Origin of the sequence: Nocardia nepalensis (assembly GCF_048910785.1) — a bacterium.
In the GTDB taxonomy this organism is placed as follows: Bacteria; Actinomycetota; Actinomycetes; order Mycobacteriales; family Mycobacteriaceae; genus Nocardia; species Nocardia nepalensis.
In genome coordinates this window covers 219,595-240,183 of the sequence record NZ_JBKBET010000036.1, presented here as the reverse complement: position 1 = coordinate 240,183, position 20,589 = coordinate 219,595, and the positions used below count along the sequence as shown (strand labels likewise).

The window sequence follows — 20,589 nt, the reverse complement described above, 5'->3', positions numbered from 1 at the left end:
GAATTGGGATGGAGAACAGCATGATCATCGTGACCGGAGCCACCGGGCTGCTGGGCCGTCGGATTGTCGAGAGCCTGCTGATGCGAGTGCCCGCCGACCAAGTGGGTGTGAGCGTCCGCGACCCGCGAAAGGCGCAGGACCTGGCCGACCGCGGAGTACGGGTGCGACAGGGCAGCTTCACCGACCCGGACAGCCTGTCCCACGCTTTCGAAGGTGCAAGCCAGGTGCTCATCGTGTCGGTCGACAAGCTCGGTGCGGAGGCCATCCGACAGCACCGGGCGGCCATCGACGGTGCCGTCGCTGCCGGCGCACGCCGCATCCTCTACACCAGCCATATGGGCGCCGGCCCGACCTCGCAGTTCGAGCCCTGCCGCGACCACGCCGCCGACGAGGAGGTACTACAGGCCTGCGGCGTGCCGTTCACCTCGCTCCGCAACGGGTTCTACGCCGCCAGTGCACTGCGGTTCTTCGGACAGGCCGCCGAGACCGGACAGCTCGTGTTGCCCGCGGATGGGGCGGTGAGCTGGACCGCGCACGCCGACCTCGCCGACGCGGCCGCGGCGATCCTTGCCGAGGAAGGCCGATTCGACGGTCCCACACCGCCATTGACCGCTGCGCAGGCCATCGACTTCGACGAGATTACCGCCCTCGCGGCCGAGCTCACGGGCCGAACCATCAAGCGCGTCACCGTATCCGACGAGGAATTCCGGCAACAGGTGGCGGGCTACGGCGTCCCGGCCGAGCAGGCGGACCTGATGGTGGATATCTTCGCCGCCAGCCGAGCCGGTGAATTCGCCACGGTCGACCCGACCTTGGCGAAGTTGATCGACCGCGAGCCGATCGGCTTCGATACGGTTCTGCGCGAGGCGTTGTCGGCGAGCTGATTGCTCTGCGCTACTGAGGGCCTGGGTCCTTCGAGCGGAGCCGCAGCTTGCCCCACCGTCAGCACGGAACTCCGGACGAATATCCGCTGATGCCGTTGCGACACGAGGTCACACGATGCGCGTGAACTCGCGGATAGGAGGGCCGAATTCGGTTTCGGCTGTGTGAGTTTCGGGCTCGTGCTCGTGGCCCGGCCCCGCTCTGATGTGCGTTGCTGGTAACGGCAGCCCAGTCGTCGAGCACAGTCGCGCCCCAGAACTTCCGCGCGGACTCGGTCGTCTCGAGAGCATGGTGAAACCGGTATGCGCTCTCTGTCGGGATACATTTGCGCGGTCCGCATTCCTCTGCGAAAGGTTTACCGCCATGTCGATCGCCGCTGACAAGGTCGTCTCCATCGAATACACCTTGACCGCCGACGACGGCGAGGTGCTGGATACGTCCGTCGGCGACGCGCCGCTGGTCTACCTGCACGGAGCGGACAATATCGTGCCGGGGTTGGAAAGGGCGCTTGTGGGCAAGGACACCGGCGACGAGGTGGTTGTCGTGGTCGAGCCTGAGGACGGGTATGGGGAGTACCTGGCCGAGCTGGTGAACACGGTGGATCGGGACATGTTCGAAGGAGCCGACGAACTCGAGGCCGGGATGGAGTTCCACACCGAGTCGCCGGACGGCGAATCGCAGATTGTCACCATCCGTCGGGTGGACGGTGACGAGGTGACCATCGACGCCAACCATCCGCTGGCCGGGCAGCGGTTGCACTTCACCGTCAAGATCGTCGACGTCCGTCATGCGAGCGACGAAGAGCTCGCGCACGGTCACCCGCACGGTCCGGACGACCACGAGCACTGACGTCCGTCGCGCCGCCGATCACATTACGTCGCATCGGTGAAAGTTGGTATGCCCGAGAGGAATCGGGCCTCCAGCGGGTCTTTGAGATGGTAGCGGCACGAATTCGGTTGGCAAGCCGAATTATTCGGTATGCGATCACCCGGTGATGTCGCGGCCGATGAGGTGGCGGGCGGTGACCCATTGCAGGTGAGGGTGACGTCCAGGCCGGAGCGTGTGCCCGAGCTTGAATTCTCCTCCGTCCCAGGGGCGTCGGGGTCGGGGACTCCGACGCCCGGGCCGATGAGGGGGCGCGTCGTGGTCTTTGCCGTGGTTGTGGAGCCGGGGGGTCGCGGGCTGGGCCTTCATCGCGGTGCCGAACCAGATGCAGAGTGCCTACTCCCCGAGGACGACAACGAATCGGCGGCCGCCGCACGCGCTTCACGGCACGGGCTTCGCGTCGATGCTCCAGGTACGCGGAGTCGACGGCGCGCAGTGTGGCGAGCAGGTCGGGCGCCTGGCGTTCGGCGCTCGATCAACCCGATTGTCACACCGGCGACGATGATCACGCCGCCGAAGACCTGCCCGAGCCGGACCGTCTCGCCGTTGATCGCCACGGCACCGAGCACACCGAACACTGGTACCAGGTTGAGGATGTTGACCGCGATGCTGGGGGTCGTCCGGCGCAGACCGTAGTTGTAGAGAAGGAAGCCGCCGACGGAACATGCCACGGCGAGATAGGCGAGCAGCGCCGAGGCCGTGGCGTCCGGTACCCGCCAGTCCCCGATCTCGAAGAGCGAGGCGAGCAGGAAGCCGGCGGCACCCGCCACGGTCTGGTGGTAGGTAAGGTTCACCGCGTTCTGCCCGCGCCCCGCGTACTTGCCCAGCACGTTGTACCCGGCCCACACCAGCCCTCCGAGCAACAGCAGGACATCGCCGAACCAGCGGCCGCTGCCTCCGACTTCCGCCCCGTTGCGCACGACCAGGAAGGCTCCCGCCGTGGCGAGCAGCACGCCGCCGACCCGCAGCAGCGGCATTCCGGCCCGGAAGACCGCCAGCTCCACGAGCATGGTCATCAGCGGGTAGGTGGCGACGATCAAAGAGGCGTCGGAGGCGGTCGACAGTTCGACGCCGATGTTCTCCAGCACGAAGTAGACCGTGATGCCGAGCAGGCCGCTCAGGTAGATCATCCGCCGCTGACGGGCATCAGGCCGCGCGACCGGGTTGCGGCGCCTGCGCACCATGATCCCGAGCAGCACGGCGGCCAGCGTGAAGCGGAGGGCCCCGATGGTCAACGGCCCGACGTCCGCCAGAACCTGCTTGGTCACCGCGTACGAACTGCTCCAGAACAGCGCGGCCGCCACGATGGAACAGATCGCCAAGGTTCTGGTCCTCCGCTTGTCCACCCTGATACCCCTTCCGTCCGAACTTCTCATCGCCGCCCGACCGCATCGTGGAGAAGCGCATCATGGACGGAATTACCGCCCGCAAGCTAGCAATTAGTCCGGGAACATGGCACGCTTGCCGAATGAAATTCGGTCTCCTGTGAGTGGGGCGGAACATGGACGAACTAGATTCGGCGTTGCTGCGGCTTCTGCAGAAAGACGGTCGGCGCACCAACCGGGATCTGGCACAGGAGTTGGGAATTGCTCCCTCCACATGCCTGGAACGGGTGCGCTCGCTCCGTGAGCGCGGTGTGCTGCTCGGATTTCACGCCGAGGTCGACCTCCCCTCGATCGGCCGGGGGCTGCAGGCGATCATCGCCGTGCGGGTACGGCCGCCGACGCGTGCGATCATCGAGCAGTTCCAGGCCTTCGTGGCGCGGATGCCCGAGGTGATCGGAGTCTTCGTGCTCACGGGCACCGAGGACTTTCTGCTCCATGTCGCGGTTCGCGACACCGACCACCTGCATGCGGTGGTCCTGGACAAACTGACCGTGCGGCAGGAGCTGGCGGATGTACGCACCTCGGTGGTGTACGGGCACCTGCGAAAGAGCGTCATCGAGCCGATTTGACGCTCTTCCGATCGGTCCCTGCTTACCGGCGAGGGTCAGCCCAGGCGACGAACCGAAAAATAAGTCCGAACAATTAACGGGTAGCACCGCGCGAATCGAAATTTCGGATGCCGGATCAGTGATGGGTAGACCGAAAAATCAAGTCCGGCGGCGGGGCGGGATCTGGTACTCGGTTGACAGCTATGCCACCGTTGGCCTGTGTGAACGAGCATGCCGTCGCTGGTCGACCGATCGCGACGTCCGGTGGGAGTAGGAGATGCGAGCATCCGAAGCCGCGGCAGTCGCCCTTCTTATTCAGAGTCGCGGTGGCTGCGCGTTCCGATCCGACGCGCGCAACTGACGGGTGGATGGGCGCCGAGGGTCAGAACTGGACGCTGGCGTGCATTTCCCAGACCAGGATCTCGGCGGGCTCGCTCGTGGTGACCTGCTGGCCGCCGGTAGCGGTGAAGCGCACCGCGTCGCCGGTATGTAGCCGGCCGGCACCCTCCAGTGTCACCGCGCCGCGGGCCACGAACAGGTGCAGGAACGGTGCGTCGGGCAGGTGCACCGACTGTCCCGGGGCGAGCCGCCCGACGTACAGGGCCGCATGCGAGTTCCGGATCCGAATCGCGGCGTGGCCGTCATGTTTGCGCATACCCGAGGCGACTGGCAGCAGACCACCGGACAGCAGTTCCGCCTCGATCTCCAGCTGCTCGTAACCGGGGGTGATACCGGCCTCGTCGGGCACCACCCACATCTGCACGAAGTGCACCGGGTCCTGGTGGACGTCGCCGCTGAGCCGCCACGAGTCGTTCTTCTCCGAGTGCAGGATGCCGGTGCCGGCGCTCATGCGCTGGGCCAGGCCGGGGTAGATCACGCCGTTGTGGCCGGTGGAGTCCTGGTGGACCAGTGAGCCCTCCAGCACCCACGTGACAATCTCCATGTCGCGGTGTGGATGGGTGTCGAACCCCGTACCGGGATCGACGATGTCGTCGTTGTTGACCAGCAGCAGCCCATGATGAGTGTTGGCCTGGTCGAAATGGTGGCCGAAGGAGAACGAATGCTTGGAATCCAGCCAGCCGAAGTCGGACTTGAACCGGTCCTCAGCGCGGCGGATGTCGACGGTGGGAGTCAAGTCGATGGTGCTCATGAGGTGCCTTCCTCCAAGATCGGTGCCGGCCTGATCACCGACCCACAATTTGGTTTCCATGGAAACTAACCCGCGTCGGAGCGGAACTATTCCGCCGGCGATCACGCCGCATCCGATCCGCCGGCCGCCGCCATCGACGATCTCGTGCGGACCTTGGGCCAGGCATTGGACGGTGCGAACAGCGTCGCTCCGCAGCCGTCGTGGGCCGGGGATCTACTGGCCGTCACCCCCTGCTCGGCCGCATGTCCGAACTGGGCACCGCGGTGGGCGAATTGCAGGCGCTCAGGCGATTACTGCGTTGGGTCGGGATCCCGTCGCGCCGGGCTCGGGTCATCGGACCGCATTGTCGGGCTGCCCCTTTGCCGTTGATCAAGGACTACCTGCGGGGCGAGAATCCGCGCATCTTCACATCCGACCGGGCGTCCCCTTGCCAGTGCCGGAGTCACCGCGGTGACCGTCGCGGCGGGTGGCGGCTTCGACATCGTCGAAGGCGCGGTATTCGGATCCGACGCCGTCACTCGCCCGTCCTGCATAACCGCAGGTAGAACGGGTGACGTGGCGTACTGTCTGTGTCCGGAGGGGGAACTGACCCATATCCCCAACCTGGTGTATATCGCTGACCTGCAACTTCCTTGACGCCGACAGCGCTGTTGGGGCGCGACCGGATTGGCCGTCCCGGTGTGAGCAGCTCGCGTTCAGGGATCGCCCCCAGTCACGCGATGACGGCGGGGGTTGCCGGCTTCGCGCACCACGCCCGACACCACATCCCATGACACCGAGGCCGCTCTGCCCAACGGCCGCATGATGTGAGACGAGAGAACAGGCGCGGGATAAGCGCATGACAACGCTGCAGCCGATGCCCTCACCACCCTCGACGCAGTTGCCGACGCCAACGGGGACGTCCAGCCACCAATGCAGCGGCCCGACGACGACTCCGCACCCGACGACGATTTGGCCGAGGCCAATAGGCTCACAGAGATAGAATTCCGCTTCACCTTCACTGATCTCACGAACTTCGTCGGTCAACTCGTCGATGTTTCGATCGATCAGGACCAGCACGACGTCGGTGAACTTCGCCGGAAGGTGGTGTTGTTGGAAAAGATCACCAGAGCCTGAACGGTCTGGGAACTCGCTGTCGTGTAAACGTGTGTGATCCACCTGCTGCGCAACACGTTCCGTTACGCGTCTTGCCAACACTGGGATCAGATGTGCTCTACCAACGCCATCGAATCATTGCACGCCCGCTACCGACACGCGATCCGGCCGAGTTCCTCGCCGATGGTGGAGATCATGAAGTCGGTCCTCGCGAACGGCGCATCCTGCGGGGACCGGTCCCCAGGCGGCCGCCGGTGGCTATCCCGTACATGTACCGGTGAGGTCGAGCGCGCGATTGTGGTCCTCGGCGACCACAACCGCGCATGGTTCGTATTGGTTGGCAGAGCCCTACTTGGCGGCGCCGGTCTTGCTGTCCAAGGCCAGTGCAGGCTGGGAGCCCGCCTTGAAGTCGAACAGTCCGTCGAGTACACCGGCGCGTTCGTCGTAGGAGTCGTCGCCGATGCGACCGGTGTTCCAGTTGTCCTCGATGAACCGCAGGATCGAGGTCTGGTCGGTCAGGGTGTGGTCGACGAAATTCGACTTGGCGTACGGCGAGATCACCAGCAGCGGCAGCCGGGGACCGTATCCACAGCGGCCCTGGTACTTGGCGGGCTTGGCCGCGGTGTCACCGCAGGTGCCGGGGCCGGTGAGTGCGTCTTCTTGTGAGCCCGAGGTCGTTACGGTCGGTGCGGCTTTGTGGTCGTACCAGCCGTCGGAGTCGTCATAGGCGATGACGATGGCGGTGTCTTTCCATTCCGGCAGCTTTTGCAGGTGGTTGATCGTCTCTACGAGGAACTGCTGTTCGTCCAGCGGATCCGAGTATGCGGCGTGACCGTCCTGGTATCCGGGCGCCTTGAGGTAGCTCACCGCGGGCAGATGGCCGGAATCGGCGGCGGCCCAGAAGTCGGTCAGGTCGTACTGGTGGTTGGCCTGATCGGTCTGGCCGATCTTGTCGACCGAGCTCGGCGGCAGGTGGTGCGGGTTCGCCGTCTGCGGGTAGTACTGGAACGGCTCGTGGTGCGGGATGTAGTCGGCCTTCGTGTCGAACGGCTTGTCACCGCTTTTTCCGGTGCCGCCCAGCGCGACACCTACGTTGTGGGTGGCACCGCAGATGGCCTTGCCGTCCTTGGTCTCGGTCGGTCTGAAACCACCCTGGAAGAAGCCCCAGGTGATGTTCTTGTTGTTGAGTAGGTCGCCGATATTCTTGCCGGTGAGCTGGACTTGGTCACGGGTCGAGCAGTCATCACCGAAGGGTTGTGGGTCGCCGATGATGGTGCCCTGGTTGTTGCCCGCGTTCTCGAGCACTGTCGCCTCCGGGAACGGCTTGCCACCCGGCATGAATTGCTGTGTCACACCGTGGGTTTGGCCGGCGACCAGGTTCAACGCGCCCGGTGTGGACGGTCCGAAGGTGGTGTTGTAGGAGTTGTCGCTCATCGCGTACTGCTGCGCGTAGTTCCACAGCGCCGTAACGGAGTTGCCGTCGTAGTAGTCCATCACCATGCCGGGCGCGCCGAAGGTCGGCGGCTTACACGCGGCGACCTCGGTGTGCTCGACGAACTGGTCCATCTTCGCGCCGTTGAAGGCGGCCTGCTCGTCTTTGTACTCGTGGTCCTGGTCGCAGGTGACCTGTTGATCGGGACCACCGAGCCGGGTCGGCTGGGCTTTGTTCGGGTTGTGCGTCAACAGGTCCGGCGTCAGACCGTCGACCTGCGGCGTGCTCGGCCTTGCCGTGAACTTCGTGCCGTCGGTGTTCGCCGCATTCGGGTAGGTGCCGAAGTAGTGATCGAAGGACACGTTCTCCTGGAAGATCACCACCATGTGCTTGATCGGGGTGGCAGTGCCGGTGTCAGGCGCGGCGGCCTTGTCCGACGAGCTGGAGCACGATGTGGCGGTGAGCGCCAGCAACGCGATGAACGCAGCGGTAGCGCGACTTCGTTGGCCGAAGCGGCGACAAGCCGAGGCGGACATAGAACCTCCTGGTCTATCCGGGTCGTCGTGGCGGGTGCCGACGATCATGTGACGGCGGTCGAACCTACGACTGCGTCGGTCGTGACGATTTCAGTGCCTACCGCCCAGCGAGGTGTGTGAAAGTGAACAGAATCTGAAAGTCGGATGAATCACGGTTCAGGTCAACCTCATCGAGTGGTTTCAGCCCGCTTCCCGAGCGCCCGACCCACCCATAGGCGAGCACAGCGAACAGAGGGATCGGCAGGGCAACGCCAGCAACACATACCCCGCCACCCGAACCGGATCTCGCACGGTCGGTGTGATTCGAGCGGAAGCGCCGATGGCTTGGCGGCCACGTCGGAGACGAGCAGCGCTCGCCCCCCACGATCCGCGGAGCCGAGCGCTGCCGTCCTCTTGGAACCGCTGGAGCAGCCGTGGTCCTATGCGTGCGAGCCGTCTCGAAGTTGTTCTGCGGGTTCGGTGCCGGTGCTGTCGGAGATATCTGCGGGACGGACTGCGCTGGCGAGCTGGAAGGCGCCGTCGATGCGGGTGAGGTGAATCTCCCCGAATCCGGCGGACTCGAGCAGCGTGCGGTTCGTCGTCGGTGTGGAATCGCATGCGACGCGCGACCGGGCCGGGGAGGATCTTGCGCCGGGGTTGCGGTGCGACAGTGTGGATCACGAGTCGCCCGCCCGGTTCCAGGACCCGTCGTAGCTCACCGAGTGCCTTCGCAGCGTGGACAAAGAAGAGTGTGTTCATTGTTGTGGCGCAGCTGAAATGCCGGTCGGGCAGCGGCAATGCCTTCGGCGTCGGCCTCGAAGACCTGGAGGCGGCCCTCGCGAAGCGCGTCGGCATTGGCGGCTTCGGTGAGAGCCATCATGTCGGCGCTATGGTCCACAGCAGTCAACCGGCAGTCGGAGGCAAGCGCCAGGGCAGCGAAGGTGCCTCCGCCGCAACCGATTTCGAGCAGCCGGTCGTCGGCGGAGAGGTTTAGTGCGGTAAGGGTGTCGGCGAAGATGCTGTGGTGGGCTTTCATGTCCTTCCACACCAACATCATTCGGCCGACGACGCGTGGGCTCACCAGGCCCGACACCTACACCATCCACCGATAGCTCGCACAAGCCAACTCCACCTGGACACGACAACCAGAACACGAATGCGGTCGGGTTCCCGTCGAAGACGGTCTGTCAACTTAAAGGCTCTGTCCCACGGTCCCGTTGAGCTGTCGTAGACGCGCCTCAAGCCCGTCGAGAGTGCGGTCGAGAGAGTAGCGGTAGAGCTCGTGGCGGACCTGTTCGCGGGTTGTTCGGTCGCCGGTGAATCGGGCTACGAATGTGCTCATCTGCTCGGCCGCTGGATGATCGATCACCAGGACCGCCACGACGCGATGCGAAAGGTGTCCGCGCGCATGCGCTGGGCCTGCGACGACCCCGCCGATGTCGAGCGCTGGGGGCTCGGGCTGCAACTGCTGGAATCGGGTGATCTGTCCCGGCTCCCGGCCCGCGTGCGTGAGCGCATACCGCTGGCACGTCGTATCGGGCTGCGAGCCGCGAGCCTGGTGTTCCGTCAGCGGTTGGGTACTACAAACTCAATCACTTTCGCGCGTAAGCGATTCCGTCGCCCGGTATTGTGGGCGCTGATCAGCGGCGCCTCGGAGACCGGCCCGACCATGCGCCGCATGGGCGACGGCATGGACACCGGCGACATCCTGGTGCAGCAGCGGTTGCCCATCGGCCCCGGCGCGACCAGCACCGAATTGGTCTTGGCCGGAATGGAACTCATCCGCGCCTGAACGAGGCGCTCGAGAACGGCACCGCCGTGTGGCAACCGCAGGACGCAGCCGAACGCGCGCACTTCCATAAGCAGTCCAGGCGTGACGGCCGCATCGACTTCGGTTGGTCCGCAGTCGATCTGGAACGTTCGTGCGCGCCCTATCCGAGCCGTATCCGCGTGCGTTCACCTATTACCGCGGGCAGCGGATCGACGTGCTGACAGCCCGAGTATCCGATTTCGCGCTCGGCGGCACACCCGGCCACGTCGTCGTGCTCGAGGGTGGCGCAGCGGTGGTGTGCGGTCCCGAATCGTTCGGCAGCGGCAATCGCGCCCTGGTGATCACCAAGGTCCGCACCGCCGACGACCAAGAACACGACGCAGCCTAATTCTTCGTGCGCGGTGGGTATTTGAGCGATTCCGCACGCTGAGACTCCGGTCGAACCTGGTGCGCTCTGGGGTGGAGCAAAGCAGTGGTCGCTTCAGGTGCTGGCAATGGCAACGTGCAGTCCTGATTGATCACGACGTCAGTGTCGAGTTCGCGAATATCGACGGCGCGAAGTCGCACTTCGCGAATGCGAAGGAGCCGATCGCGCTGGCGCTGGCGCAGTCGGTCACCGACCGGGTCGTCCAACTCGCCAAGACCGCCCGCGAGGAAGGCGACCACCACAGCGAGCAGTTCGTGCAGTGGTTCCTGACGGAACAGGTCGAGGAGGCTGCGACCATGAAGACGCTGGTCACTGTCGCGGAGCGGGCCAGTGCGAATCTGTTCGATCTGGAGAATTTTGTGCAGCGAGAATTGAGCGGCCCGAAGGATGCCTCGGGCGCTCCGCACGCCGCGGGTGGCTCGTTCTAATTCCGCCCGCCACAACTCATGGTCGCTCTGGTCGCCGCGCGGCCCGATTTCCGGCACCGGCCAACCGCGTGCCCCAGCGTGCGTGCGGAGCTCTTGGGCTAACCTGCTCGGCGATGAATACGAATATCATTACCGACATGAGAGTGGGTGCCTCGCAGTGAAGATCGCCTTCGTCGGCAAAGGGGGCAGCGGTAAGACCACACTGTCGTCTTTGTTCGTGCGCAATCTGGTCGAGCAAGGCTTACCCACGCTGGCCATCGACGCGGACATCAACCAGCATCTGGCCACCGCGCTGGGTGCCAGCGACGAAGAGTCGCTTGCCCTTCCGACGCTCAGCGCGCATTTGCCGTTGATCAAGGACTACCTGCGTGGCGAGAATCCGCGCATCTCCGTACCCGATGCGATGATCAAAACCACGCCACCGGGCTCGGGTTCGCGGCTGCTCGGCGTCGTCGAGGACAACCCGATCTACGCTGCCTGCGTCCGCGAGATCGGCGGTGCGCGACTGGCGGTGACGGGTCCGTTCACCGAGGAAGACTTGGGCGTGGCCTGTTACCACTCCAAGGTCGGTGCGGCCGAGCTGCTGCTCAACCATATGGTCGACGGGCCGGGTGAATATGTAGTGGTCGACATGACCGCCGGGGCGGACTCCTTCGCTTCCGGGCTGTTCACCCGATTCGACCTGACCGCCTTGGTCTGCGAGCCGACGTTGCGCAGTGTCGGCGTCTACCGTCAATACCTCGGCTACGCCAAGGATTTCGGAATCCGCATCGCCGTGATCGGTAACAAGGTCTGCGACGACGATGATTTGGCGTTCCTGCGCGAGCAGGTCGGCGAGAACCTGCTGTGCTGGATCGGCCGCTCCGGGCACGTGCGCGCGGCCGAACGTGGCCAGATCCGGCCGATTACCGAACTGGAACCCGACAACCAGCACGCACTGGCAACCATCCGATCGACAGTGGATGCCACCACGCGGGACTGGGCGGCCTACCAGCGACAGGCCGTGGAGTTCCATCTGCGCAACGCGCGGGCGTGGGCAGGCGAAGACTTGGCCGCACAAGTGGATCCGGATTTCGTACCCGGCCCGCACCTGCTGTCGAGTCGCGGACGGTTGCTCGACTCTCGGGTGTGACCGATCGATCGGCCGCCATCACCCGTGGGGGCGATGGCGGCCGATCGGTAGTACACGCGGCGCACCGAGGGTTGGGTCAGTCTGATCGACGGGCTGCTGGTGGCCGCGCTGCTCAACGATCCAGCGGACTGGTGGGTACCGGGCGGCCGCGGAGGTGCTTGTGATCTACATGCTGCGCGAGTCGCCGAAGCCTTCTTCGGCGAGCGCTCGCAACCAAATCGCCAAGGGTGCGGGCGAGGTGGCACGAGTGGGTGCCACTCTTGGGTCAGTGTTCGTCGTAGTGGCCGTTGTGTGCTGCGTGTCGGTGGCCGTCGTGAATGTAGTCGACGTGGTCGCCGTGCGGCACCACGACGTGGCCGCATCCCTCGCCGTGCACATGACTGTGATCGGCGTGTTCGGCGTGCCGCGTCGGCTCGCATTCGTCGTAGTGGCCGTTGTGAGCCCGATGTAGATGACCGTCGTGCACATAGTCGACGTGGTCGCCGTGCGGCACGGCAACGTGGCCGCAACCCGCACCGTGATCATGGGTGTGACTCGCATGCTGGGTATGACCTGCTGCAGACACCTGAGATAGCTCCTTTTCCTCGTTATCGGGCACTCGGAACTCGTTCGAGACATTAGCATTTTCGCATCTATTTGTGAACGCTGGAAAGTTGCTGCTTCAAGCCTTAGCGTGAGGATGGCGAAGAGGATCGTCGGCCGCATAATTGGTCGGCGAGGGATCCTTGCACCAGTGCCGGATCGGCTGGTTCGGTGCGCAATCCGCAGAGCGCGGTTTCGGCGCCCAGTTGCTCGGGTGTGAGCAGGTACCAGATGTCAGACGCGGTGAGCTGGTCGTGGACAGTGTCGCATCGGGTGTGTGCTGATGAATTGCTGAGGCATCTCTCCACCTTCGGTATGGCCCGGGGGGCAACTTCAGGAACTCCGGTCGTGGATCAGCGAAACACCTGCTAGATTTGTGACAATGGTTTTCAGTTTCAAGATCTGATGAGGGATGCACGATGGCTCGTCCGGGTTTCAGTACACGTCTGGTAGGGGCGGCGGTTTGCGCGGCCGCGATTGTCGCGATGGGGGCGGCGTGCAGTTCGTCGTCGGATTCGTCGGGGTCGGGCGGCAAGCTGGAGGTGGTGGCGACGATCAATGCGTGGGGCAGCATCGCGGCCCAGCTCGGTGGTGACAAGGTGCACGAGACGAGCATCATCAGCAGCCCCGATACCGATCCGCACGACTACGAGGCGACGCCTGCGGACGCGCGCACCGTTGCCGGGGCGAAGGTGGTGCTGGCCAACGGGATCGGCTACGACGCCTGGATGGACAAGCTGTTGGCCGCGAACCCGAATTCGGATCGCACCGTATTGGATGTCGGCAAGCTGGTCGGTGTTGCCGACGACGGCAATCCGCACCAGTGGTACTCCCCCGACGCGGTCGCCAAGGTTGTGGACGCGATCACCGCGGACTACAAGAAGGCCGATCCCGCCGACGCCGCGTACTTCGATCAGCAGCGACAGAAGTTCCTCGACGAGGGTCTGTCGAATTACCGCGGTCTGATCTCGGAGATCAAGACGAAGTACGCGGGCACTGCGGTCGGCGCGAGTGAATCGATCTTCACCCCACTGTCGGATGCGTTGGGCCTCAACCTCATTACTCCGCGGACATTCCTGAAGGCGATCAGTGAGGGCACCGACCCTGCGCCCGCGGATAAGGCCGCCATTGATCAGCAGATCGCGACCAAGGCGATCAAGGTATATGTCTACAACAGCCAGAACAGCACCCCGGATGTGCAGGGTCAGGTCGACGCGGCCAAGAAGCAGGGGATCGCGGTGGCGACGGTGACCGAAACCCTTGCCCCGCAGAACGCGTCGTTCCAGGATTGGCAATCGAGCCAGTTGACGGCGCTGCGCGACGCATTGCACACCGCGCCGGCAAGTAGGTGACCAGCACGCAGACAGGGGCCGGGATGGACGATGTCGCGGCCCCTGCGAACCAACCGGATCTCGCCGATACACCCTCTGCCGCCGCGATCCGGTTGCGGGGGGTGGCCGCGGTCGTGGGTGGGAAACGAATCTGGTCGGATGTTTCCTTGGACGTCCGGCCTGGGGAGTTTGTTGCCGTGCTGGGGCCGAACGGGGCCGGAAAGTCGACGCTGCTGAAGGTCATGCTCGGCCTCACACCGCCAGCCGCGGGCACGGTCGAGGTGCTGGGCGGTCGCGCCGGTCGAGGCAATACCCGCATCGGCTATCTGCCGCAGCGGCGTGCCTTCGATGCGAACGTGCGCATCCGCGGCGTCGACATCGTGCGACTCGGACTCGACGGCGCACGCTGGGGAACACCGATCCCGTGGTTGTCCAGACTGCTGACACCTCAACGATTCCGGGATCGAGAACGTCAACTGCGCGAGGTGATCGAGCTGGTCGGCGCGAGCGCGTACGCGTACCGCCCGATCGGGCAGTGCTCCGGTGGCGAGCAGCAACGGCTGCTCATCGCGCAGGCCCTGATCCGCCGACCTCGGCTACTGCTGCTCGACGAGCCCCTCGACAGCCTCGACGTGCCGAGCCAAGCCGGTATCAGCGCGCTGGTGCGCGATATCTGCCGACAGCGGCAGGTCGCGGTCGTCCTGGTCGCCCACGACGTGAATCCGATCCTGCCGTATCTGGACCGCGTCGTATACGTCGCGCGCGGAACAGCAGTGAGCGGTACGCCCGAGGAAGTGATCACCGGTGAGAAGCTGACGGCCCTGTACGGTATTTCGATCGAAGTGCTGCGCGACAGCACCGGCCGGATGGTGATCGTCGGACAACCCGATGTGCCCGCGGTGCACGATATCGGCGATTCTGTTGCGGGGCAGGAGCGATGAACCCGGTCGCGACCTGGAATCTGGCCCATGATCTGCGGCAGATGATGGCGTATCCGTTCATGGTCAATGCCGTGCGCGCGGGCACCATTGTGGCCGTTGTGGCGGGGGCGGTGGGCTGGGCGATGGTGCTGCGGCGCGAGAGCTTCGCCGGGCACACTCTGGCCCTGGTCGGGTTTCCCGGTGCCGCCGCGGCCGTCTGGCTTGGATTGTCCACCACATTCGGCTATTTCGCCGCCTGTGTGGGGGCGGCGTTGGTGATAGCCGCGCTTCCGTCGGCAGCCCGATCTCGCGGGGTCGGCGAGCAGCCCGCCGTGATCTGTACCGTGCAAGCCTTCGCTTTGGCTACGGGCATGCTGTTCGTCAGCCTCTACAAGGGATTCCTCTCCGGGTTGACGAACCTGCTGTTCGGCACCATCGCCGGTATCACCGACGATCAGGTCACCGGGCTACTCGCTGCCGGAGTCCCGTGTTTGCTGCTGCTTCTGCTGCTGGGCAGGCCACTGCTGTGGGCCTCACTGGATCCGGAAACCGCTGCAGCCCACGGAGTTCCGGTGCGATTCGTGGGCGCGGCATTCTTGCTGCTGCTCGGCGTCGCCGCGGCGGGCACCAGCCAGGTCACCGGGAGTCTGCTTGTCTTCGCGCTACTCGTCGCGCCCGCGGCGGCCGCGCACCAGCTCACCTCCCATCCCGGTATCGGCGTCGCGGTCTCGATCGTGATCGCCCTCGTCGTCACCTGGGCCGGTATGGGTTTCGCGTTCTTCTCACCGTATCCGATCGGATTCTGGGTCAGCAGTTTCGCCTTCGCCTGCTATCTGCTGTGTGCGGGATACCGAGCCGCGCTGGAGCGTTGGCGAGGACGCCATGCACCGTTACCGCATCCGCACCGCGCGCTCAAACGGGCCGTCGCATGAGCGAGCGCAGCGAGCGAATCATGTGCCAGCGTGCATCGCACATGCCGGAGCCGAGCGCCAGCGAGGCGCGGGCATGAGTGATCTGACCGCGATGCTGTCGCACCCGTTCATCATCCACGCACTCACCGCGGGCACCGCCGTCGCGATCCTATGCGGACTCGTCGGCTACTTCGTCGTCCAACGCGGTGCAGTCTTCGCCGGTGACGCGCTCGGCCACGTCGCCTACACCGGGGCCATGGCCGCCCTCGCCGCCGGAATAGATCCGCGGATAGGACTTTTCGCCGCGACCATCTTCGCCGGATTCGCGCTCGGAGCGGGTGGCGGCCGTGGTGCCGACGATGTCGCGATCGGTTCGTTCTTCGCCTGGATGCTGGGGCTGGGTGCGCTGTTTCTGACCTACTACACCACTCACCGAAGCACCGGGAACGGCACCGCGAACGTCACCGTCTTGTTCGGCAGCATCTTCGGCATCAGCGCAAGCGCCGCGACGACCGCGGTCCTCATCGCCGTCGGTGTCGGTGTCGTGCTGCTCGCGATATCGCGTCCGCTGCTGTTCGCCACACTGGATCCGGCGGTCGCCGGGGCGGCGGGAGTGCCCGTCCGAATCCTGGGTGCGCTGTTTCTCGCGATCGTTGGCGCTACCGTCGCAGAGGCTACCCAAATCGTCGGTGCCATAGTCGTTCTCGGGCTGCTCGCCGCCCCGCCCGCCGCGGCCGCGCGGCTCACCGGACAGCCTTGGCGCGCGTTTTGGCTCTCTGCGGGACTGGCCACTGTTGCGGTCTGGGTGGGCGTCGCCCTGTCCTATGCGATCCCGGCCGCGCCGGCCAGCTTCACCATCATCGCCGTGGCCGCCCTCGGCTATCCGGCCGCCGCACTCCTCGATCGAATTCGCCGCTACCGTTCCGGTGTCTATGTCGCAACCGGACCGTCGCTCAACTGAGTCCCCAGTGGTCGGGCGCCATCGTCTGACCGTGCGGCAACGTGTCATACTCGACGCACTGCGCCGCGACGACCGCTTCCGCAGCGCCCAGCAGTTGCATGCCGATCTCCGCCTGAGCTCTACCATCGGAATCGGGTTGACCAGCGTCTACCGCATTCTGCATCGACTCGCCGACCAACAACTCGTCGAAACCCAGCGTGCTGAGGACGGCGAACTCTTGTATCGAATCCGCGACGGCGGCGGTCACCACCATTACTTGATGTGCCGAATCTGCGGTCGCGCCGAACAATTCACCCTCGACGAAGTCGAACAGTACGCCGATCTCATCGCCCGTCAATATCGGTACCGTGACGTCAGCCATCGCCTCGACCTCTACGGCATCTGTCCCCGGTGCGCCACATGAGCCTAGAATGACCGCCCAGTGCCAGGTGAATACGGCGCGGACGCGTGTCGGTGAGCGCCGCCGTCGCGACCACCGTATTCCCGATAACACCGGACCAGAGTCGGTCCATTATCAATTAGGGGTTGGTTTACGAGCCGACTCGACGGCCGTCGCTGACAGGATGGGGGATCAGTGCTCGCACAGAACACGCTGAACTCGGTACGGACGAAGTTGTCCTCGACGTATGTGCTTGCGGCTCTCGTGGTCGTAGGACTGGTCGTGCAGGCGCCGCTTGCGCGCGCGGTGGGGGCATCGGCGCGGTTGCAGACCGCGGTGACGATCTTCGCGGGTGTTTTCGTCCAGGCGGTGCCGTTTCTTGTGCTCGGCGTACTGGTCAGTGGCGCGATCGCGGCCTTCGTTTCGCCTGCGGTGCTGCGAAAAGTGTTGCCGCGTAATGAATCCGCGGCGATCGGCGTTGCGGGTCTGGCGGGTATGGCACTGCCGGGCTGTGAGTGTGGCGTCGTACCGGTGGCACGGCGATTGACCGACCAGGGCGCGCCGGGTTCGGTCGCATTGGCGTTCATGCTGTCCGCGCCCGCGATCAACCCCGTGGTCTTGATCGCGACGGCGGTGGCGTTCCCCGGCGAGCCGGGTATGGTGGCCGCGCGGTTCACCGGTTCACTGGCCACCGCGGTGATGATGGGCCTGATCTGGTCGCGGATCGGGCGTCCGGCGTGGATGCTTCCGCGCGGCGGCGGGCACGACCATTGCGTGGTCGGGAGAACGCGTTGGGAGGTCTTCACCGAGGCCGCACGCCATGATCTCCTGCAGGCCAGTGCGTTTCTCGTACTCGGTGCGGCCGCGGCGGCCGCACTGCATGTGCTCGTCCCGCCGTCATGGTTCGAACATCTGGCTGGTCAGATGGTGATGGCCGTTGTGGTGATGGCGGTGCTGGCGATCGTGCTGGCGTTGTGTTCAGAGGCCGATGCGTTCGTCGCGGCGAGCATGTCGACGCTGCCATTGCTGCCGCGTCTGGTGTTCCTGGTGGTCGGCCCCGCGGTCGATGTGAAACTCTTCGCCATGCAGGCCGGAACATTCGGCCGGATGTTCGCAACACGGTTCGCGCCGTTGACCTTTGTAGTGGCCGTGACATGCGGCACGATCGCCGGACTCGTCTTCCTGGGAGGTGCCCGATGAAACGGGAGACACAGAACCTGCTGTTGCTCCTGATCGGCACCGCGGTGCTGTGGATCGCGCTCGACGACACCTACCTGCGCTACGTGAAACCGAGCCTGTATCCGTTCCTGCTGATCAGCGGCATCGGATTCATCCTGCTGGGACTGGTCGCGATCGTGCGCGATATCCGCCGCGGCACGGCCACCGAGGGCGAGCAGCACGAACACGGCAGCGGCCGCTCCCACTGGCTGCTGCTGATCCCCGCCGCCGCACTGCTGCTCATCGCCCCGCCCGCACTCGGCGCAAGCGCCGCGGTGACCAGCTCTCCGGTCCAGGTCGTGCCCCGTGATACGGCTGCGGCGGCACCGAAGCAGTGGCCGTTCCCGCCGCTGCCCTCCGACGCCGCACCGACTTTGCCGGTCGTGGATCTGGTCAACCGGGCACTGCTGGATTCCAATCATTCCCTCGACGGCCGCGAGGTGAGGATCAGCGGATTCGTCATCCACCCAAAGGATCTCGAACAACAACACCCCGCCACCACCGAGGCCGATCTGGCTCGCGTGGTCATCACCTGCTGCGTTGCCGATGCCCGCTATGTCCTGGTACATCTCGCGGACATGCCCGAGCCGATCGAGGACGACGCCTGGCTGGAGGTCCGCGGTGTCGTACAAACCGACAGCGCCCAACACGATCCAGATCAGACGCCCACCCTCGCCGTCACCCACTATCAGAGGATCCCGGCTCCCGACCGTCCGTACGAACGCGGGCGCTAGCGTGTGGATGCGGTGTGGCTACGTGCTGTAGGTACGCCTAGCCAGGTGGTACGACGCTCTGGCCGCCCGCGGTGAGCGACGCCGTGCCCGCAGAGTCGGCACGGCGTCTACATCGGTCCAGGTCACAGAGCATCAGAAAAACAAGCTGTGCCAACACCATCTGCCTGGCAAGGGAGCCATAATGAAGCGAACCGACGCAACAGCCCCCCGCGGTCGAACTGCTCTCCCACGTCCACCCGGCAGGCTTCGTCTCCGTGGACCACTTCATCGTGACGCTACGCGTTGACCCACTGGCTGATACAAACCAGCTACCTGTCCTCGCTCCGGCCCTGCCTTCTCGTCCCGGACGGCATCGCAAGTGAGGCCACGCACCGAGAATGCATCGGCGGCGGCCCTCTTCCTGATCATCACCCGCTGCGATGTCACCTCACCTCCGATATCAGAACCCCGACCCGGAGACGCGTCGTTGCCTGCCAGTTAGCGTGATAGGCATCCACACCATCGCCATGTAGTACTCGGCCCCATCGCTACCGCTCTACCGGACCAAGCCTTCGAGTATCCTCCGTGGTCCCATCCGCGCCGTGCCGTGGATACGAAAACGGTTGCCGCCGTGTCTGATCGTCGGAGTGCCCCCACTCGATCGGCAGGGCCGACTGGGTCAGGTGTCGTGTGTCACATTCTCAGCGGGTCCTCAGCGCCCGGCTGCCACGCTGGCGCGCATGACAAGCAAGACGGGTGTCGCTGCTCCGCCAGCTGGATCGTTGTCCGCCAAGGTTCCCGAGATCACCGTGCTGTTCTGGGCGATCAAAATTCTGACCACAGGGATGGGAGAGACGTTCTCGGACTTCCTGGTCACCCATGTCGTGCCCGAGATCGCCGTCGGCCTAGCCGGTTTGGTGCTGGTCATCAGCTTGGTCGCCCAATTCCGTGCCAGTCGCTACCGCGTCTGGACCTACTGGTCGGCGGTGGTGATGGTGAGCATCTTCGGAACCATGGTCGCCGACATCACCAGCTTCATCATCGGAATCCCACTGCTGGCGGCAACTTTGGTGTTCGCGGTCATCCTCGCGGCGATCTTCGCACTCTGGTACGCCAGCGAGAAGACGCTGTCGGTGCACAGCATCACCACCCGGCGCCGGGAAGGGTTCTACTGGGCGACGGTCATGGCCACCTTCGCACTGGGCACCGTCGCGGGCGACCTGACCGCCGAACGACTGCACCTCGGCTACCTGACTTCGGCCGTCGTGTTCGCGATCGCCATTGCCGTCCCCGCGGTCGCCCACCGATGGGGTGGGCTCGGTGTGGTCACCGCATTCTGGTCCGCCTACGTCGTCACCCGACCGCTCGGTGCGTCGATCACCGACTGGCTCGCATCCTCCCGAGCTGACGGCCTCGGGCTGGGCACAGGATGGGTGACCCTCGGCGCAACTATCGCCATCCTCGCCCTGCTTGCCATCCTTGCCGCACCATCCACGCCTGGCGCAGATCGCGCGCCAGCAGATCAACCGACGCCGCGCCTCGGCGCGACGATTCCTGACGGAGACGTTGGGCGGCGGTATTCGTGATCAGTGTGCTGACCCAGTTACCGGTCCGCCGATTCCAGCCCGCGATCTACTGGACGGACTATTGAGGTGGTCGTGGTCGGGGGGTTGCCGAGCAGCAGCGGTGGGATGCACGGACTATTCGGATCGCTGCTGGTCGCCGCACACGATGGCACGGTCTTGCGCCACGCGTGAGCTCCTGCCTCGCCGAACTGGTATTTCGCCGCGAATGACCCTGGCCGCAGGGGCGAACGGCGGAAGCCGATGGTAAGGCTGTGGTGGCGCCGCAACATCGATGGTCGGTGATCGAATGTCTTGCCCCGCAACTCCGCACCGGTGGCGGGCCGGGGGTGGGTGGAGCC

Annotated in this window: 20 protein-coding genes and 3 pseudogenes; 17 read left to right on the top strand and 6 right to left on the bottom strand. The window is 65.1% G+C overall.

Annotation, left to right across the window (positions count from 1 at the left end; all coding sequences use genetic code 11):
• Positions 1–20: 20 nt before the first annotated feature.
• Together ACHQ4I_RS30875 and ACHQ4I_RS30870 are read left to right on the top strand one after the other, a co-directional pair.
• Positions 21–884 (top strand): NAD(P)H-binding protein, encoded by an 864-nt coding sequence (locus ACHQ4I_RS30875; protein WP_420775399.1) that lies wholly within the window; start codon positions 21–23, stop codon positions 882–884.
• Between the two features lie 361 nt (positions 885–1,245).
• Entirely contained in the window at positions 1,246–1,731 is a 486-nt protein-coding gene (locus tag ACHQ4I_RS30870; RefSeq protein WP_420775398.1) for an FKBP-type peptidyl-prolyl cis-trans isomerase, read from the top strand.
• A 341-nt stretch (positions 1,732–2,072) separates the two neighbouring features.
• On the opposite strand, the gene ACHQ4I_RS30865 is transcribed toward ACHQ4I_RS30870, so the two are convergent.
• Entirely contained in the window at positions 2,073–3,089 is a 1,017-nt protein-coding gene (locus ACHQ4I_RS30865) for a DMT family transporter (RefSeq protein WP_420775397.1), read from the bottom strand.
• A 179-nt stretch (positions 3,090–3,268) separates the two neighbouring features.
• Between ACHQ4I_RS30865 and ACHQ4I_RS30860 the strand changes: the two genes are divergently transcribed.
• On the top strand, positions 3,269–3,721 hold the full coding sequence (locus ACHQ4I_RS30860) for an Lrp/AsnC family transcriptional regulator (protein WP_420775396.1): 453 nt from the start codon (positions 3,269–3,271) through the stop codon (positions 3,719–3,721).
• Positions 3,722–4,082: 361 nt separating this feature from the next.
• Here the strand turns inward: ACHQ4I_RS30860 and ACHQ4I_RS30855 are convergent, their stop codons facing one another.
• Positions 4,083–4,850, bottom strand: a complete 768-nt coding sequence (locus tag ACHQ4I_RS30855) for a pirin family protein (protein ID WP_420775395.1) — start codon at positions 4,848–4,850, stop codon at positions 4,083–4,085.
• A gap of 450 nt (positions 4,851–5,300) precedes the next feature.
• Here ACHQ4I_RS30855 and ACHQ4I_RS30850 point away from each other — a divergent pair, with 450 nt between their 5' ends.
• The 3 genes and pseudogenes from ACHQ4I_RS30850 to ACHQ4I_RS30840 all read left to right on the top strand — a co-directional run.
• The gene (locus tag ACHQ4I_RS30850; RefSeq protein ID WP_420775394.1) at positions 5,301–5,486 is read left to right on the top strand and encodes a hypothetical protein; all 186 of its coding nucleotides are present in this window, start codon (positions 5,301–5,303) and stop codon (positions 5,484–5,486) included.
• A 276-nt stretch (positions 5,487–5,762) separates the two neighbouring features.
• Positions 5,763–5,966 carry a hypothetical protein gene (locus ACHQ4I_RS30845; RefSeq protein WP_420775393.1) on the top strand — a complete coding sequence of 68 codons (204 nt, stop codon included), beginning with the start codon at positions 5,763–5,765 and terminating at the stop codon, positions 5,964–5,966.
• Between the two features lie 27 nt (positions 5,967–5,993).
• Positions 5,994–6,113 (top strand): annotated as a pseudogene (locus ACHQ4I_RS30840) (hypothetical protein); the annotation flags it as partial.
• 180 nt (positions 6,114–6,293) lie between these two features.
• Here the strand turns inward: ACHQ4I_RS30840 and ACHQ4I_RS30835 are convergent.
• From ACHQ4I_RS30835 to ACHQ4I_RS30825, 3 genes are all read right to left on the bottom strand, one after another.
• Positions 6,294–7,913, bottom strand: a complete 1,620-nt coding sequence (locus ACHQ4I_RS30835) for a phospholipase C (protein WP_420775392.1) — start codon at positions 7,911–7,913, stop codon at positions 6,294–6,296.
• A 180-nt stretch (positions 7,914–8,093) separates the two neighbouring features.
• Positions 8,094–8,651, bottom strand: coding sequence for a hypothetical protein (locus ACHQ4I_RS30830; RefSeq protein ID WP_420775391.1), 558 nt, complete (start codon positions 8,649–8,651; stop codon positions 8,094–8,096).
• On the bottom strand, positions 8,608–8,985 hold the full coding sequence (locus ACHQ4I_RS30825) for an SAM-dependent methyltransferase (RefSeq protein WP_420775390.1): 378 nt from the start codon (positions 8,983–8,985) through the stop codon (positions 8,608–8,610). The genes ACHQ4I_RS30830 and ACHQ4I_RS30825 overlap by 44 nt, the downstream gene beginning before the upstream one ends.
• Positions 8,986–9,513: 528 nt before the next feature.
• Between ACHQ4I_RS30825 and ACHQ4I_RS30820 the strand changes: the two are divergent.
• The 3 genes and pseudogenes from ACHQ4I_RS30820 to ACHQ4I_RS30810 form a co-directional block, all read left to right on the top strand.
• Positions 9,514–10,051 (top strand): annotated as a pseudogene (locus ACHQ4I_RS30820) (methionyl-tRNA formyltransferase); the annotation flags it as partial.
• 125 nt (positions 10,052–10,176) lie between these two features.
• A pseudogene (locus tag ACHQ4I_RS30815) lies at positions 10,177–10,518 on the top strand (ferritin-like domain-containing protein); the annotation flags it as partial.
• Between the two features lie 157 nt (positions 10,519–10,675).
• Entirely contained in the window at positions 10,676–11,650 is a 975-nt protein-coding gene (locus ACHQ4I_RS30810; RefSeq protein ID WP_420775389.1) for an ATP-binding protein, read from the top strand.
• A gap of 265 nt (positions 11,651–11,915) precedes the next feature.
• Here ACHQ4I_RS30810 and ACHQ4I_RS30805 read toward each other — a convergent pair whose 3' ends face one another.
• A complete protein-coding gene (locus ACHQ4I_RS30805) occupies positions 11,916–12,215 on the bottom strand; it encodes a hypothetical protein (RefSeq protein ID WP_420775388.1) in 300 nt (99 codons plus the stop codon).
• Between the two features lie 436 nt (positions 12,216–12,651).
• On the opposite strand from ACHQ4I_RS30805, the gene ACHQ4I_RS30800 reads away from it, so the two are divergent.
• From ACHQ4I_RS30800 to ACHQ4I_RS30765, 8 genes are all read left to right on the top strand, one after another.
• The gene (locus ACHQ4I_RS30800; protein WP_420775387.1) at positions 12,652–13,584 is read left to right on the top strand and encodes a metal ABC transporter solute-binding protein, Zn/Mn family; all 933 of its coding nucleotides are present in this window, start codon (positions 12,652–12,654) and stop codon (positions 13,582–13,584) included.
• A gap of 23 nt (positions 13,585–13,607) precedes the next feature.
• Positions 13,608–14,504 carry a metal ABC transporter ATP-binding protein gene (locus ACHQ4I_RS30795; RefSeq protein WP_420775386.1) on the top strand — a complete coding sequence of 299 codons (897 nt, stop codon included), beginning with the start codon at positions 13,608–13,610 and terminating at the stop codon, positions 14,502–14,504.
• The gene (locus ACHQ4I_RS30790; protein WP_420775385.1) at positions 14,501–15,415 is read left to right on the top strand and encodes a metal ABC transporter permease; all 915 of its coding nucleotides are present in this window, start codon (positions 14,501–14,503) and stop codon (positions 15,413–15,415) included. The genes ACHQ4I_RS30795 and ACHQ4I_RS30790 overlap by 4 nt, the downstream gene beginning before the upstream one ends.
• A gap of 73 nt (positions 15,416–15,488) precedes the next feature.
• The gene (locus tag ACHQ4I_RS30785) at positions 15,489–16,355 is read left to right on the top strand and encodes a metal ABC transporter permease (protein ID WP_420775384.1); all 867 of its coding nucleotides are present in this window, start codon (positions 15,489–15,491) and stop codon (positions 16,353–16,355) included.
• On the top strand, positions 16,327–16,758 hold the full coding sequence (locus ACHQ4I_RS30780) for a Fur family transcriptional regulator (protein ID WP_420775383.1): 432 nt from the start codon (positions 16,327–16,329) through the stop codon (positions 16,756–16,758). The genes ACHQ4I_RS30785 and ACHQ4I_RS30780 overlap by 29 nt, the downstream gene beginning before the upstream one ends.
• A gap of 171 nt (positions 16,759–16,929) precedes the next feature.
• On the top strand, positions 16,930–17,934 hold the full coding sequence (locus ACHQ4I_RS30775; protein ID WP_420775382.1) for a permease: 1,005 nt from the start codon (positions 16,930–16,932) through the stop codon (positions 17,932–17,934).
• Entirely contained in the window at positions 17,931–18,686 is a 756-nt protein-coding gene (locus ACHQ4I_RS30770) for a TIGR03943 family putative permease subunit (protein WP_420775381.1), read from the top strand. Before ACHQ4I_RS30775 ends, ACHQ4I_RS30770 begins: the two co-directional genes overlap by 4 nt.
• Positions 18,687–19,405: 719 nt before the next feature.
• Positions 19,406–20,251, top strand: a complete 846-nt coding sequence (locus tag ACHQ4I_RS30765; protein WP_420775380.1) for a COG4705 family protein — start codon at positions 19,406–19,408, stop codon at positions 20,249–20,251.
• Positions 20,252–20,589 lie beyond the last annotated feature (338 nt).